At 51.0% G+C, this 16260-nt stretch carries 10 protein-coding genes; 7 read left to right on the top strand and 3 right to left on the bottom strand.

Annotation, left to right across the window (positions count from 1 at the left end):
- The first annotated feature begins 25 nt into the window (after positions 1–25).
- From R50912_RS09495 to R50912_RS09475, 5 genes are all read left to right on the top strand, one after another.
- On the top strand, positions 26–2323 hold the full coding sequence (locus tag R50912_RS09495; protein WP_042234260.1) for a helix-turn-helix domain-containing protein: 2298 nt from the start codon (positions 26–28) through the stop codon (positions 2321–2323).
- Positions 2324–2580: 257 nt separating this feature from the next.
- The gene (locus tag R50912_RS09490) at positions 2581–3570 is read left to right on the top strand and encodes an ABC transporter permease (protein WP_331281909.1); all 990 of its coding nucleotides are present in this window, start codon (positions 2581–2583) and stop codon (positions 3568–3570) included.
- 2 nt (positions 3571–3572) lie between these two features.
- On the top strand, positions 3573–4472 hold the full coding sequence (locus R50912_RS09485) for a carbohydrate ABC transporter permease (protein ID WP_231637813.1): 900 nt from the start codon (positions 3573–3575) through the stop codon (positions 4470–4472).
- Positions 4473–4544: 72 nt separating this feature from the next.
- Positions 4545–6131, top strand: coding sequence for an extracellular solute-binding protein (locus R50912_RS09480; protein WP_442950507.1), 1587 nt, complete (start codon positions 4545–4547; stop codon positions 6129–6131).
- Positions 6132–6277: 146 nt separating this feature from the next.
- Positions 6278–10474 (top strand): sugar-binding protein, encoded by a 4197-nt coding sequence (locus R50912_RS09475; protein WP_042234256.1) that lies wholly within the window; start codon positions 6278–6280, stop codon positions 10472–10474.
- On the opposite strand, the gene R50912_RS09470 is transcribed toward R50912_RS09475, so the two are convergent.
- On the bottom strand, positions 10471–10932 hold the full coding sequence (locus R50912_RS09470) for a flavodoxin domain-containing protein (RefSeq protein WP_042234254.1): 462 nt from the start codon (positions 10930–10932) through the stop codon (positions 10471–10473). The two genes, R50912_RS09475 and R50912_RS09470, sit on opposite strands and share 4 nt — an antisense overlap.
- A 144-nt stretch (positions 10933–11076) precedes the next feature.
- Positions 11077–11664 carry a TetR/AcrR family transcriptional regulator gene (locus tag R50912_RS09465; protein WP_042241978.1) on the bottom strand — a complete coding sequence of 196 codons (588 nt, stop codon included), beginning with the start codon at positions 11662–11664 and terminating at the stop codon, positions 11077–11079.
- A gap of 159 nt (positions 11665–11823) precedes the next feature.
- On the opposite strand from R50912_RS09465, the gene R50912_RS09460 reads away from it, so the two are divergent.
- Positions 11824–12540, top strand: coding sequence for a hypothetical protein (locus R50912_RS09460; RefSeq protein WP_042234252.1), 717 nt, complete (start codon positions 11824–11826; stop codon positions 12538–12540).
- Positions 12541–13171: 631 nt separating this feature from the next.
- Here R50912_RS09460 and R50912_RS09455 read toward each other — a convergent pair.
- Positions 13172–15067 carry a PrkA family serine protein kinase gene (locus R50912_RS09455; RefSeq protein ID WP_042234249.1) on the bottom strand — a complete coding sequence of 632 codons (1896 nt, stop codon included), beginning with the start codon at positions 15065–15067 and terminating at the stop codon, positions 13172–13174.
- A 170-nt stretch (positions 15068–15237) separates the two neighbouring features.
- On the opposite strand from R50912_RS09455, the gene R50912_RS09450 reads away from it, so the two are divergent.
- Positions 15238–16032 (top strand): DUF2161 family putative PD-(D/E)XK-type phosphodiesterase, encoded by a 795-nt coding sequence (locus R50912_RS09450; protein ID WP_042234248.1) that lies wholly within the window; start codon positions 15238–15240, stop codon positions 16030–16032.
- Positions 16033–16260: the final 228 nt, after the last annotated feature.

Here is a 16260-nt window from a genome sequence, read left to right as displayed (position 1 = left end):
TTACAACTTTTGAGGGGGCGCTGAAATGAAATCCAGTTTCACAGGCAGGGTAATCCTTATTTACGGCGGTCTTCTGCTGGTGGTCATATCCATGACCTTCCTCTTCTCTTACATGGGAACCGTCAGAGGGCTCCGCAGCCAGTTGAAGGAAACTAATTTTGCACTTTTAAACCAGATAAATCAAAAATTAGAACTTTCCTTCAAGCAGACGGAAAAGGATTTGCTGCAGTTGACCAATGAGCTTGAATTTGTCTATTTCATGAACAACGTCTATAAGGATGATGCGCAGAGATATGCCAATTTTTATGGGTTGGACAGTAAGCTTGGGACGTTCATGAACCGCAATCTGCAATTTTCATCCATTTACGTTTACTCTCATGTAAGCGGTGACATTCTCACCCAGCAAAATTACATCAGTAACGATGGAACAGAGGACCAATGGCTTACCCAATATCTGAATATGGATGGTTACTTCAAATGGCTGCCTACACACCAGATTTCCGACGGCATGGCCTTGGAGGATGTGGTCACCTTGATCCGCTCTTATCCGGCATTAAGCAAGCCGGGCTTCCGCACCGGGCTGCTGGCAGTAAATATGAAGGAAAGTGTGCTCTACCAGATGATTCAGGATATTTACCAGGATGGAAACAAGGGGCAAACCTTCGTTATTGACCAGCAGGGTCAAGTCGTTACCCATAATGATAAATCCAAGCTGCACAGCTCCTTAAAGGATATGCCATATCTTGAAAACGTACTGATTGGCCCGGATGCCGGTTCCTTCAGCATCAAGCCGGAGCAGGAAAAGCAGATGGTGTTTTATACAACCTCGACTTACACAGGCTGGAAGATTGTCAGCATTGTACCGGAGGACCAGATGTACCGCCCCCTTACAGTGACCCGCAATTTGCTCCTTGCTTTTAGCGTACTGATGTTTGCAATTGCGCTAATCATTCTTTTCTACGTCAGCCGCAGAACTTTCCGTCCTATGGACGCATTGATTGGCAAGCTGTCCGGCAAGTATCGGCCTGTGCAGGCTGGACGGTTTGACGGCACTCCCCATAAGGGATTGTCCTATCTGGACGATGTCATCGAGCAAATGTTTTTGGATCGGGAAGGTCTGGAACAGCAGGTGAGAGATGCCAAGCCTATGCTGAAATGGCGAACCGTGATGGATATATTGACCGGTTACCGGACTGTATATTCGACGGTGATCCCTCATCTGGAATTTACAGGAGTACGCTTGTATCCCGAATGGTTTGTCGTGTGCACCGCGGAATTCGGCAAGGAAGGCGGAATTTCCCCACGGGATGAAATTCTCTATGCCTATGCGCTATGCAATGTGGCCGAGGAAATTATCTATAGAGAGAACGCAGGTGTGGCCATTGATCTTGGAGGTTGCCGGGTTGTTATCCTATTGAGTTTCTCGGAGGGAGACGAGGCACAGAATCATCTGCGTGCCGCCACACTGCTGGAGCATATTCTGGATGTAATGAGCAAACAAATCGGGCTGGTGGTCACCGCAGGTGTAGGGAGATGCTACCGGGAGCTGGGCAACGTTCCCCGCTCTTATGAGGAGTCCAAGGTTGCATTACGCTACAAAATGGTAACCGGACCCCAGACCGTCATCTCCATTGAGGATTTGCAGCCCCTGCAAAGCCAGGATTATTATCAATTTCCCCAGCGAATTGACCGCATTCTGGAAGCCCTTAAGCAGGCAGATCGGGACAAGCTTCAAATGCTGGTTCAGGATGTCTTTATGTCAGCGGTCAAGAACAATGCTCCGCCAGAGCTTTTCAAGCAATTATCGTTTGAGCTGGTCATGAGAGCCATGCAAATGATAGACTCCATCGGCATTGACGTCAATGAGATCCAGGCGGAAATCGGCACGGCACACGAGGTGATTCAGAAATCTGACAACTGGAGGCAAACCGAGGAATTGGTAAGTACTTTGCTGCTCCGGCTGTTGGGGGCTATAGAAGAGAAACGGATGCAAAGGGGCAAAAATGATACCATTGACCAAATACTGATTTATATCCGGCAACATTATCAGGATAGTGATCTGTCCCTAGACAAGCTAGCTGATGAATTCCATTTGAATCCTGCGTATATTAGCCGGCAGTTCAAAGAGCATGCCGAAGGCAACTTCATCGACTACTTGATCGAAATCCGCATCAACGCAGCCAAAGAGCTTTTGAAGGATAAAACCGTCCGGATTTATGACGTATCCGAGGCAGTCGGCTATACCAACAGCCGGAGCTTCATGCGCAGCTTCAAGAAGTACACAGGTCTTACACCAACGGAATACCGGGAGCGCTTCTTGTAAGAGAGGCCATCGCAGAGTCCTGCCTGATATCACGGCAGGGCTCTTTGTATTCACAAAAAGCCTTACGGAATAAGGCTTGTGAGGAGCACACTGCAAAAATGGATACCATAGTAGAAAAATGAAACCTTCCATTTGTCAAAAAAAGCGACGTTCGTCATAACGAATCTGTATCCAGCCGCCTGTCATGCCAGTAAGATTAATTCTGCGAGGGGGCCCCTCAAACATATAAATGCTGTGGTTTGGAGAGGATGCGAGAGATGAGAAAGCAACAGTCGTTAACTGCTATAGAGGCTTCCGTTTCACCGGAAGCCCTGACAATGCGTGCTTCCATGGCGAGAAAAAAATTCAAATGGAAGCGTATTAAATATGATAAATCCCTGTACATCATGCTCCTGCCCGTAATTGTTTTCTACCTGCTGTTCAAATATTCACCGATGGCCGGTGAAATTATTGCCTTCAAAAACTACCGGTTTGCCGATGGCATTGTAGGAAGCGACTGGGTAGGATTCAAGCATTTTCGGATGCTGTTCGAAAGCACAGACTTCTGGCGCGTATTCCGCAACACTCTGCTGCTCAATGTGTACAGCCTCGTTGTAGGCTTTCCGGTCCCGATAGTACTGGCTCTCCTATTGAATGAAATTCGGTTGGAAGGCTTCAAACGCCTGATCCAAAACCTGCTGTACATCCCGCACTTCATTTCCTGGGCAGTGTTGGGTGGAATCCTGATTACTATGCTGTCACCCAGCACAGGGGTCATTAATCTGATTCTGCAGCATGTATTCGGCATGGAGCCCATCTACTTCATGGCCAGTTCCAGCTGGTGGCCGGTGGCATACACTGCTTCCTCCATCTGGCGGGAAGCTGGCTGGGGAACGATCCTTTACCTGGCTGCCATGTCCGCTATTGATACACAGTTGTATGAAGCAGCCAAGATTGATGGGGCCAACAAGCTGCGTCAAACCTGGCATATTACCTTACCGGGCATCCGCAGCACCATTGCCATCCTGCTTATTCTGCGGATGGGCAGCATGATGGATGTGGGATTAGAGCAGACCCTTTCGCTGCAAAATGACTCTGTACTAGATGTAGCTGATGTCATCAGTACCTACGTTTTCCGGGTAGGACTGCAAAATATGAACTACAGCTATACGACAGCCTTGGGCTTATTCCAATCCCTGATCAGTCTGATTCTTGTTGTTGGTGTGAACCGGTCGATCCGCCTGTTCGGGGAAAGGGGGCTATGGTAATCATGATGAAAAGAATGATGAAAGATGCCTCGCCGCTGGCTCTTGCCGGCAGCCTATTGAATTATTTGCTTCTGGGGCTGCTGTCTCTCCTCACCTTATATCCTTTCTGGTATGAGATATCCGCATCCTTCAGCAGCAGCAGAGCCATTACTGCCGGAGAGGTATACTTTTGGCCTGTAGAGTTCAATGTACAAGCATACCGTAGGCTGCTCGAGGATGGCCAACTGCTCCACGCCATGGGTAATACGGTCATCGTAACCTTAGTGGGCACCGCCTTAAACATACTTATGACCATTCTGGCAGCTTATCCCTTGTCCCGTAAAAGGCTGTATGGCCGGGGACCGATTCTCTTGTTCATCACCTTCACCATGATCTTCATATCCGGAATTATTCCCAATTTTATTCTGATCAAGAACTTGGGAATGATGGATTCCTACTTGGCCTTATGGTTGCCGGGGCTGATCAGTACCTACAACATGTTCGTCATGAAAAGCTTTATGGAAGGGCTGCCGGAGGAAATTGAGGAATCCGCCTCCATTGATGGAGCTGGAAACTGGCGTATCCTGATCCAGATCATGTTGCCCTTATGCAAGCCAATTATCGCGGCGTTGTCCCTATTCTATGCTGTGGGATGGTGGAATTCCTATTTTAACGTCATGCTCTATATTAACAGCTCCAAGCTCCAGACCTTGATGCTCAAGCTTTACCAAATGATCAAGCAGGTGGACGAGAGTCTGCTGAACAGTGGAGGCGGCAGTGAAGGGGCGACCGCCGTCATCCTGACACCGGAAGGAATCAAGGCAGCTTCCGTGGTTATAGCCATCCTGCCGATTCTATGCGTTTATCCATTTCTCCAGAAGCATTTTGTCAAAGGTGTATTAATTGGCTCCGTTAAAGGCTGATATCATTGAAGAAGAGCTGCAACAGCTGCCTTCTCTTGATATATAAAAAATTTTTTTAAGGGGATGAAGCAATTGGCAACATTCAAGAAAGCCGCCTTAACAGTAGTGATAGCCTGCCTGGCGGTATCAGCTCTGGCAGCCTGTGGTTCCGACAAGGATTCAAGTGCCTCGACAGCGGGTGGGACAAGCCCCTCCTCGCAAGCTTCAGCCAAGAAAGAGATCAGCATTTCGGTCTTTGATCGTGGCGAAGTGCCTGCTGAGGAGGGAAACTATGAAAGCAATCGTTGGACCAAGTGGATCAATAACAATGCTCCTGCGACTGTCAAGTGGGTGCCGGTTCCCCGGAACGAGGCCCAGACCAAGCTGAATACACTGATTGCTTCCGGCAGCGCTCCAGACCTCATCTGGGAGTACGACCGCAACTACATTGCCCAACTGGTCAATCAGGGTGCGATACAGCCTATAGATTCTTATATAGAGAAATACAGCACCTCCTACAAAAAATATTTGGAGGAGCATCCGGAGCTCGACTCCTATCTTACCTTTGACGGAAAAAAGTACGCCGTTGCCAGTGTGCGCGGCGTCGAAAGCATTGCCAATCATGGCATGTGGATCAGACAGGACTGGCTGGAAAAGCTGGGACTCAAGACCCCGACAACCGTAGACGAATTGATCGAGGTAGCCAAGAAATTCAAGGATGGTGACCCGGACGGCAACGGCAAGGCGGATACTGTGCCGATCGTGTTCAACGGCAATGGCGTACCGATTATTAGAGAATTATTTATGGCATCGGAGAGCCAGTGGTATGTAAACGGCGACAAGCTGGAATACGGCAGAGTAACCGACCGCTATATGGACAGTCTGGCCTTCCAAAAGCAGCTTTTCGACGGCGGTCTGATTGACAAGGAGTATATCACAGATAAAAACTTCCAGAGATCCATGCAATTCTGGACGACGGGCAAGGCAGGCATTATGCTGGGGTCCTGGAATATGGAAGCCGAGTTCCTTGATTTGAAGAAGAATGTGCCTGAGGCCAAGATGACAGCACTGGAATCCCTTTCCACCCCATATGGCAAAAGCGGCTTGTATCAGGAGGCATCACCGGGTATCTTCGTATCATTTAACAGCAATCTCAAAGAGGACAAGATTGAAGCAGCCTTCAAATTTCTGGATTGGATGATCGACACTGGCTGGAAGCCTCTGAAGTACGGAGAGGAAAATGTGCATTACAAAGATGTAGACGGTGTACCCCAGATTATTGATGCTGATAAATTCCGCAAGGAAGTTACTTTTGCCCGGGAGCTGCCTATTGTCAACCAATATGAGCAGAAGCCGGAATGGTTCCCGGTCATGGCGGCCTCCGACGCCTTGTCCCAGGAATACGCCAAGGAAAAGGCCAACTCCCTGACACTGGCCATGAAAAATACGTACCGCCGGGATATCGCTTACGGTCCGAGCCAGCCGGAGGTCAGCCAATTGATTGCCACCTTCGCTCCGATTGCCCAGCAAATTGAGGCCAAGGTCGTGACAGGTGGGACCTCCATGACTGCAGAAACCGGCATTGATGAAATCCGCAAGGAATGGAAGCGCCTGGGAGGCGATGCCGTAGAGAAGACGGTCAACGAGTGGTATCTGGAGAACAAAAACCAATTAAAATAATTTCATGCAGAAGCTGCGGAGCGGGTCAGCTTGAATGGCGGCTTGCTCCGCTTAAATCGGAGTACATCCACCCATGTTTCTGAATTTGCCTTATTAACTATCAGTCTATTATAGGGAAATGGGGTTACAGCATGAGAATTCATTGCATGAAGTATATAAATTATCATTCAAAAAAACTGGCAGCGCTCCTTGCGGCAGTTCTCCTTCTGATGAGTGCGCTGCCCGCCTATGCGGCAATCGATCGGTTATATACTGCACCGGCTGGAGCCACCGCTACGACCCCTGCGGACAATCTGTTCCGTTTGGCAGATGGCACGCGGGAATTCGTTTTGCTCGACAGTACTGTAACGGCGGGAGTTTACCAGTATTTCGTGCTGTCCAAAAATAATTACGGCGCCAGCACCTTTGATCCGGACAACACTGCAAAGTTTGATGTAAGCGATACCAATAATATCGCCTACTGGTTGAATCATGATTTTATTGACCCCAGCTCCACAAGCTCTGTCAAGCTGGAGCCAGCTATCGTCAACCATATTGACTTCCAGCATCAGTGGCTGACTGAAGGCGGCAATGTTAATACGACCTATACACAAGACTTCACCACGACGGCCGGCGTCGCCTTGCTGTCCCAGACCGAATATGCCCAGTATGCCTCAAAACTGGGATATAAGGATAATATGACCGCCTGGGGCTGGTGGCTTCGTTCCGCACGAGGCAAAAATGTGGGCACTAACATTGTACTGTGCGTGCCATCAGGTGGACTAGGAGAAACCTCCGGTGCTGAAGCCAAAACCACTAACATGATCAGACCGGCCTTTTTCCTCAAGGATAGCTTCTTTGGCACTGTAAAGCTGGATGTATCTACCATGGGCAGCAAGGTGAAGCAGGTGCTGCAGGACCACTATTCCATCGAGCAGCTTCGCCACATCGGCTACACCGAACGGGAGCTGGGCCTTATCGGCTTCGATGTGCCTGAGATTGTCGAGGTCAAGATGGCCCGGACAGACCGGGTATATAGCCCGGATACCGTATCCTATTCGGTCTATTTCACCAATAATACGGAGCATTCGGTAAATTACAGCGTCTATCATCAGATTGCAGGCGGACCGCTGGAGGAACAAAGCATCATGGTTACGGCCTCTCAATCTTTGGTGAAAACCATCATGCTGCCTCCACAATTAAATGGCATCCATTCCCTTCACGTAGAGGTGAAGGAGGCTCAGCGCCAGGTGGTCAGCTTCGATTCCGCCACCTTTGCGGTGTTTCCCGATTACGAGCGGCAATTCGGCGATGATCAGTCCTTGTTTGGAGTAGCCACCCACTTTGATCAGAGCAACAAAACGGATGCCGCAGACACACTTTTGATGGACAGGGCGGGTATCCGCTATATCAGAGATGGTATATCCTGGAACAAGGTGGAGAAGGTAAAGGGTGTTTTTGATTTCACCCAGACCGACAAATGGGTGAATGACGCCGTCTCCAAGGGTATGCAGATTGTTTCACTGCTGTGCTTTTCCAATTCGCTATATAATGGCGGACAGGATGTAAAGGTCGGACCCGCCACCCAAGAGCAACTGGATGCCTACGTCAACTATGTGGAACAGGTGGTAAGCCGCTACAAGGGCAAGATCAACACCTTCGAGCTGTGGAATGAGCCCAACATCAGCTTCTGGCAGCCGGAGCCCAATGTCAGCGACTATGCACGTCTAGTGAAAGCCGCTTCGCTGACCATCCGCAGAATCAATCCCGATGCGGTGATCATTGCGGGCAGCGTAGCTAATCAGAACGGTCCCCAGTACTTGGATGACATGTTCCTGCAGGAGGTATATCCCTATATTGATGCGGTTTCGTTCCATCCATACATCTATCCTAACGATCCGGATACAAGCTATGAGGCCAAACTGAAATCATATACCGACATAACCAAGAAATACGGAGCCTGGAAAGACCAAAATATTACTGAGGTGGGCTGGCCAACCTCTACCGATGCCAGAGGCGTCAATGAAGAGCAGCAATCCGTCTACCTGACCAAGCAGTTTCTGATCTCTTCCGCCAATGGTATTAGGCAGAGCGCCATCTATGATTTGCGTGATGACGGTACCAACCCTGCGTATACTGAAGACAACTTCGGCATCGTGCGGATTGACCGGATGCCCAAACCAGCCTTGATTTCCTTTCAGCAGCTCAACAGAGCCTTGGCAGATGCCTACTTTGTCGGTGAAATGAATTCAGGAAGCCAAGTGAAATCGTATTTGTGGAAAAAGGAACAGGAATATGTTATCACTGCCTGGTCCTTGACAGGCGGGAGCCAATCTATTGCTTTGACCGGCAATCTGACGCAAACCGACTACATGGGCAATCCGCTTCCATCCCACAGCTCCGGCAACAGCTATACCGTTGGCTCTTCTCCGGTTTATTTTACCGGAATTGACCCGGCTTGGGCCAAGGAGCAGTTGAAGGTATTAGCGGTAAGCCTCCACCAGAATTGGTTGGCGGAATGGGGTAGCTCCTTATCCGCAGCCCCGGCTCTCCAGAGCCAATTGCAGAGTCTGTACGCGAGCGGCTTCGGCAGCGGTGCATACGCCGAGATCAAGGCTTTGGCAGATCAATATGAGCTGCTGGGCCAAGGCATCGTGGAGGAAGCACAGGCGGGAACCTTCACCATGGAGAATGCGATGAGTATGCTATACGCCTATCATCTGGCAGTGAAGCCTTTGGAGGCATTGATGCAGGACTCACAGAACCAGCCGACGCTGACCGCCTTGTCCTCCACTGCTGAGCTTGTGAATACGAGCAGCCTGATCCAGGCCAAGCTGCAGAATATTTCTGGAGGCAGTCAGTCATTTGCCCAGGAGATCATGCGACATGCCCGTGAATGGAACGTGAAGGCAGCTACCTACTTGCAGGCTGACCGTCCGGAGATGGCGCTGGCCTGGGATCAGACTGCCGGGCGTTTGGCGCGTTGGGCTGCCAAGATTAGCGAATTCGAGGCTGCAGAGCCAACAAACTTGCTGCTGAGCAGCTATCCCTCCAAGGTGTCCTTGTTCGAGGGAGGATCGGCCTCGATCCAGGCTGCCGTAACCAATGCAAGAGGAGCGACGCTGTCCGCCAAGGTTAAATTAGTGGAATCAGGCGCAAACCGAATCATTGCCGAAACAGAAGTATCCGTTGAGCCGGGGACAAATATGCAGATTCCCTTCACTATTCATTCTTCTGATTTTCAATTAAGCAGCCCCTCTTCTCTTGATCTGATATTGGAGAATCCAAACGGCGAAGTACTGCGAACCAAAGCTATTCCCGTGAACATTGCCGAAAAGGTGAGTTATAGCCTGAAGCCTAGTGGGCAAACCATGGATCAGCTCGACAGTATCACGGTCAACTTGAACAATCTATTCACTGATGTGCTAAGCGGTACTGTTGAAATTGACCCTCCTCCAGGGTGGATCATGGATGCCAGCAAACCTTATAGCCTGAGTGCCGGAGAGATTCAAGCGGTGACCTTTTCCGTAAGCTCGGTCCGCAACCAACCGCTACACGAATATTCGTTTGCAGTCCGGGTGAAGGACACCGAGGGGAATCTGCTAAAGTCCGCCATACTGCCCTTGAGCTTTGCGGTAATGGTGAGGGCGGAGCAGCCCTTGACAACAGCAGGCTTTGACGGCAATCTGGAGGCTTGGAAGAAAGCCTATCCCATCTACCTCAATCCGCCTGCCGATCCCCTGTCCGCCGAAGCCTGGCAGACTAGCAATGTGGCAGCCAGAATGTATACTCAATGGGATGAGGATGCCTTGTACGTGCTAGCCCAGGTGTATGATGATTACCAGTTCAATAATAAATCGGGTATGAATATCTGGGATGGAGATAATGTGCAGATCAGCATCGACCCCTTGAACGACAAGGCCACCAAATACAGCACGGATGATTACGAATATGGTTTTGCTTACACCGGAGCAGGCAATGAGGTGTATTCCTGGCAGGCAGCAACGGCATACGGCCAGAGCTACGGGCAAAAGCCATCGGAATGGGTTCAGGTGCTGCGGGACGAAGCGCTCAAGCTGTCCACATACTTGATCCGGTTGCCCCTGGCTAATATGACGCCTCTTCAATTGCAGGAAGGGACCGTCTTTGGCTTTAACGCTGCAGTCAATGACGCAGATATATTGAACCGGGAGCGCTTGGTCGAATTTACAGGGGGCACTGCCACCAGCAAGAACCCCAGCCTATACGCCAACTGGCAACTGAGCGGGGTGGAGCCGGACTTTCAGGCATCAACTGTCTATAGCATTGTTATCGACAGCCTGACCGGAGGCAGCATAACCGCAAGCACTGCAGCAGCCAACTAGTCCACTTTAGACTTATTTACAATTTGAAGAGACGCACCAGCCGCAAATGCACGGGCATCCTCGAAATCCTGCTCATCGGGATGCCCTTTTTTATCCAGATTGAAGCCCAGCGGACTGAACTCCCCGGGACAGTGGAACTCACCGACGACGTTGCAGCCTTTGGCTGCCAGCTTGGCCTGGACCTGTGCTTTGTTCTTGAATTCCCCCGACCCGGATGTGCAGAAAATAAAGACGTTCTTATCCCGGAGCGGCATCTTCTTGATGAACTTGGTCAGCTTCCGGTGGATTTTGGAGGCGTAAATGCCTGAACCTAGACCGATCAGATCATATCCGGACAGCATCTCCGGCTTAACGTCCTCCACTTTGGCCAAATCTGCACCCAGCACTTCAGCCATAGCAGCTGCAATCCTGTGTGTATTCATACTGCGGCCTGACCGGTAAATAATAATTGTCTTCATAATAGCGCCTCGATTCTATATATTCATAATATGAATGAACTTAATTATATTCATTCATCACTAGCTAAAATAAAATGTCCAGTACATTCCCTGAACATTTAATAATGTATTCCGCCTCCGGCCAAAAGATGCCTGATGCTCTTGTCAGGACTGTGTATCCGTCAAGCCTTTCATGATAAACTCGACCAAATAATCCAGAATCTGTGGAAAATAGCTAACCCCGATCTCTTCCTTGTGGATGTCAATATACGGCACGGAGTTGAACAAGGCAAGAATCATGCCGTCCTCCAGATCCTCTCTGATCTTCCCTTTGGTCTTCCAGTACCGGATTAATTCCAGCGTACCGCTGTTCATCATTTCATGAATACCCTCTATTCCGCCATGCTCATAGAATTCCTTCTCCAGCTTGCTGAATAGAGCTTTGTTGTACCATTCCTTCAGGATTGGATTACTATGGATTCCGCTGTAATTAAGCGCCATGATTTCTTTGAGCACCTTGGCAGGCTCATCGTCCAGATTAACCGAAGACTGCAGGATGCTCCGCTTCAGCTTCTCGTTCTCCTGCAGATAAATATCGATGAACAGCTTCTCCTTCGAGGCGTAATAATTGTAGAACGTGCCTACGGCGAACCCGCACATTTTGGTGATGTCGGAAATATTGGTGTCCTTGAAGCCTTTGGAGCTGAACAGCTCTTTGCCGCATCTGAAAATCTCAGCCTTCTTATCTTCCATCCGTAAGCCCTCCGTGCCTGAGTGAATAATATTTAATTCATTCATAATGTAGCACAGCGCTGCTGTCATTACAACACACTTTTAACTCCCCTGAATCGTATCACTTCAAGGGTGAGATGAATAGGCTGTTGTAATTAATTGAATAATGGAGGTACCCTCATGACCTTTGAGAACGAATATCTGAACAGTCAAGCTTATCCATCCGCCTATCCTTATGCTCCGCGTAACACTTCCTTTCCTTACTCGCATTATTACCATCTGGTCCGCTCAGAACCCGGTCACACCCTTACGGCAACAGAAAACCAAAGTGTAAAAAATGAATTCGTAAAAGGGCATATGAACGCAGATGTCGGCAGCGGGCAAGGGATTCATGTAGATGCCGGAGGTGAAGTAGGCGGTAAACACGGCATCGGTGTAAATGCCGGCGGGAATGTAGCATACACCGGCGCTGGTATGCATGCAGGCGGCCATATCGGCAACACTTCTTATGGAATCCAGGCACAAGGTAACACCCATCTGGACAGCGGCCAGGGTCTTGGACTTAATGCAGAAGCCCAGGCCTTCGGCAAATACGGCCTTGCTGCCCAGGCAGCTACCCAGCTGGGCGGCGGCCAGGGAGCCAATTTCCATACAGGGGCGCAAGCCGGAGGTGAACACGGTCTGAGTGCAGAGGCCGGCGGTCATCTGGGCTTAAGTCAAGGGGCCGGACTCCAGACCCAATTGCATCTCGGCGGTGAGAATGGGCTCGGTGCCCAGGCCAAGGCGCAGCTCGGCGGAGGTCAGGGCGCAGGCTTAGGCGTTACCGGACAGGTAGGCAAATATAACGGACAATTAGGCTTTACTATTGGCGGCAAGAATCAGGAGGCCAAGGAGTAACCGGGCCGGAGGTTTGATCCGCCCCTGACTTTTAGTGCAGGAGGGGGCGGTCAGCCCCTATTCTCCGTGCGCCGGTATACATACGGACAAGCGTGAAGCATATAAATTATACTTCAATTGGAAACGGCTTTACCGCCTTTTTTCAAGACTATACCTCGTCCGCTCAACATCTGTTCAGTAACAGTATCTGTATATGAAAGTTCCGCTGAGCTTTAGCAGAACCGCCAGCGACTTTCAGAAGGATCACTGAGCTGGCTGTAGGGCTGGAAACCAGCTGTTCCCACAAGCAAGTGGAATAAGGTGTCTTAATTATTCGATTTCGGAGGTTCATAGGACATTAATTGGAAAAATGACATCTATTGCTCGGGGTTTCAGCGACTTTGAGTGATCTGAAACTATTTAAGTGCTCTTTTTCCAACTGCAGTTTTAGCAAGGCTCTGTTGTTCATCAGCAAGTGGAGAAAATCCAACTGCTATATTTTAATTCTGGCGCATATTCAAGTGGAAACGGATACCGTCCTTAAGAGGAGGGTATCCGTTTGAGCGAGAAATAGAAGAATAACTTATGGCGAATCTTATATCTTAAAAAAAGGACCGCCAGCAGGCAGTCCATATCCTATTCTCTGATAGCTTTAGCGGTTCAGCAGGCTTCCGACATATTTCAGCAGCTCATTGGCGCAGATCGGGCAGTAATTGTGCTCATCAATCAGGCGGCGGCTGACTTCGTTGATGCGTTTCAGCTGGCTCTCATCTGGCGTTTTGGAGGAGGTGGTGATTTTGACGATATCCTTCAGGTCGGTGAACAGCTTCTTCTCGATCGCTTCCCGCAGCCGGTCATGGTTGTTGTACTCGAACTTCTTGCCTTTGCGGGAGTACGCGGAAATGCGGATCAGGATCTCCTCGCGGAAGGCCTTCTTGGCATTCTCGGAAATGCCGATCTGCTCTTCAATGGAGCGCATCAGCCGCTCATCCGGCTCCATCTCCTCATCCGTGAGCGGGTCGCGGATTTTGGACCAGTTGCAGAAGGCTTCGATATTGTCGAGATAGTTCTCGAACAGTGTTTTGGCGGATTCTTCAAAAGAGTACACAAACGCCTTCTGCACTTCACTCTTGGCGAGAATATCGTATTCCTTGCGGGCAATGGAAATGAAGTTCAGGTAACGTTCGCGTTCCTCCTTCGTGATCGAAGGATGCTGGTCCAGGCCGTCCTTGATCGCCCGCAGCACATCCAGTGCGTTCATGCACTGCAGGTCGCCTTTGATCAACGCGCTGGAGATACGGTTGATGACATATCGCGGGTCGATACCGGACATCCCTTCGTCCAGATACTCGGTCTGCATTTCCTTGAGATCGGCTTCCTTGTAGCCCTCCACCTCTTCGCCGTCGTACATACGCAGCTTCTTGATCAGGTCCATGCCCTGCTTCTTGCTCTCCTTGAGCCGGGTCAGGATCGAGAAGATCGCCGCCGCACGCAGCGCATGAGGAGCAATATGCACATGCTTCATATCACTCTGTCCGATGAGCTTGGCGTAGATTTTCTCCTCTTCTGAGACCCGCAGATTATAAGGAACCGGCATGACGATCATGCGCGACTGGAGAGCTTCGTTCTTTTTATTGGAGATAAAAGATTTGTACTCGGTCTCATTGGTATGAGCAATAATCATCTCATCCGCCGAGATTAACGCGAAGCGCCCGGCCTTGAAATTGCCCTCCTGGGTCAGCGACAGCAGATTCCAGAGGAATTTCTCATCGCATTTGAGCATTTCCTGGAACTCCATTACCCCGCGGTTAGCCTTGTTGAGCTCACCGTCGAAGCGGTAGGCACGCGGATCGGATTCCGAGCCGAATTCCGTGATGGTCGAGAAGTCAATACTGCCCGTCAGGTCGGCAATATCCTGTGACTTCGGATCGGACGGGCTGAACGTACCAATCCCCACCCGTTCTTCCTCTGACAGCAGCACCCGGACTACCGCAACCTGTTCAATATCACCGTGATACTCATTCTTCAGCCTCATCTGGCAGGACGGGCAGAGGTTGCCTTCGATGCGTACACCCAGCTCCCGCTCGATCTCCGGCCTTAGCTCCAGCGGAATCAGATGCAATGGATCCTCGTGCATCGGGCAGCCCGCAATGGCATATACCGCACCTGCATCCGTGCGCGAATATTGCTCCAGTCCGCGTTTGAGCAGAGTGACGAGAGTCGATTTGCCTCCACTGACCGGTCCCATCAGCAGCAGGATCCGTTTGCGCACATCCAGCCTCCGGGCGGCGGAATGGAAATATTCCTCCACCAGCTTCTCCACCGCACGGTCCAGCCCAAAGATTTCCTGTTCAAAAAACTTATACCGTTTACGTCCGTTGATGTCCTCGACGCCGTGTGACTTGATCATGTCGTATACGCGGGAATGAGCCGTTTTAGCGGGAGAGGGGTCTTTTCTCAGCAGTTCTATATAGTCCTTGAAAGTGCCGCTCCACGCCAAACGGTCGTTCTCAGCCCGATACGAAGCTATACGCTCAAAAATATCCATGGCTCGCTGCCTCCTCTTGCGCTCCTACTTGCTCCACCAAGCTTAGAAAGTGTATTACATACCTATGCGGCGAGCCCGGAATAGTTGACCTCTTTTTTGCTGTGCTATAATAGAGAATCATGATTTCCCTTAAATAATTACGCTGCATTAAGAGCGCAGGAGTGACTACAATGGCAATCAAACAGGAAACGGAGCTGTATGCTCCTTTGAAGAGTTTTTTTGAGCGGCAGGGCTATGACATCAAGGGTGAGGTGCGGACCTGCGACCTGGTCGGCATCCGGGAAGACGAGGATCAGCCGCTGATTGTGGAGATGAAAAAATCGTTCAACCTCGCCCTGCTGCTGCAGGGGGTGGAGCGGCTGCGCCTTAGCCCGAATGTCTATCTCGCCGTGGAACGCGTACGAGATAAGAAAGGCGCGGTGAACCAGCGCTGGGGCGAGCTCAGCGGGCTGTGCCGCCGGCTCGGACTCGGGCTGATCACCGTCGTCTTCTACAAGACGAAGGCCCCGCTCGTCGAGGTGCTCGCGGAGCCGGGCGAGGCGCCGCCGCAGGCCCGCAGCGCCGTACGCCGCCGCGAGCGCTTGCTCTACGAGTTCCGCGAGCGCAGCGGGGACTACAACACCGGCGGCAGCACGCGCGTCAAGCTCGTGACGGCCTACCGCGAGAAGGCGCTGCGCGTGGCCGCCGCGCTGCAGGCCCTGGAGGCCGAAGCCGCTGCTGGCGCGGCCGGCCTCACAGATGGGCGCGCCCCGCTGGGCGGCGCGCCTGACCCTGCCGTGCGCGGCGTGACGCCCGCCGCGCTGCGTAAGCGAAGCGGCGTGCCGGGCGCCGCCGCCTACCTGCAGAAGAACTACTATGCGTGGTTCTTACGGGTCGAACGCGGCCGCTACACGCTCACGGCCGCCGGCACTGCAGCGCTGATCGAATACGCGGCGATCGCGGAGATCAGTGCAGGCAAGCTGTAGGCGGCTTGCCTGCAGGAGGGGGCTATGGATTCTTTGAATCATGTTTGCGGTTAGCACTTCTCGCACGTTCTCTGCGGGTGCTTGGCGGGGTTTGTCATAGCCCCTCTGGACCATTCGCTAGTCAGACGGACTGGAAATCCGCTATTTTCCCAAATCTGTCAGTTTTTCTCGCTAAGTGGACTCAGATTCCGTTATTGAGTCTGCCACAACCCGTTTCAAGTCCAAATG

Source organism: Paenibacillus sp. FSL R5-0912 (genome assembly GCF_000758605.1).
Classification (GTDB): Bacteria; Bacillota; Bacilli; order Paenibacillales; family Paenibacillaceae; genus Paenibacillus_AQ.
Note: the sequence above shows the minus strand (reverse complement) of the source record. Positions and strands in the feature narration are given on the sequence as shown.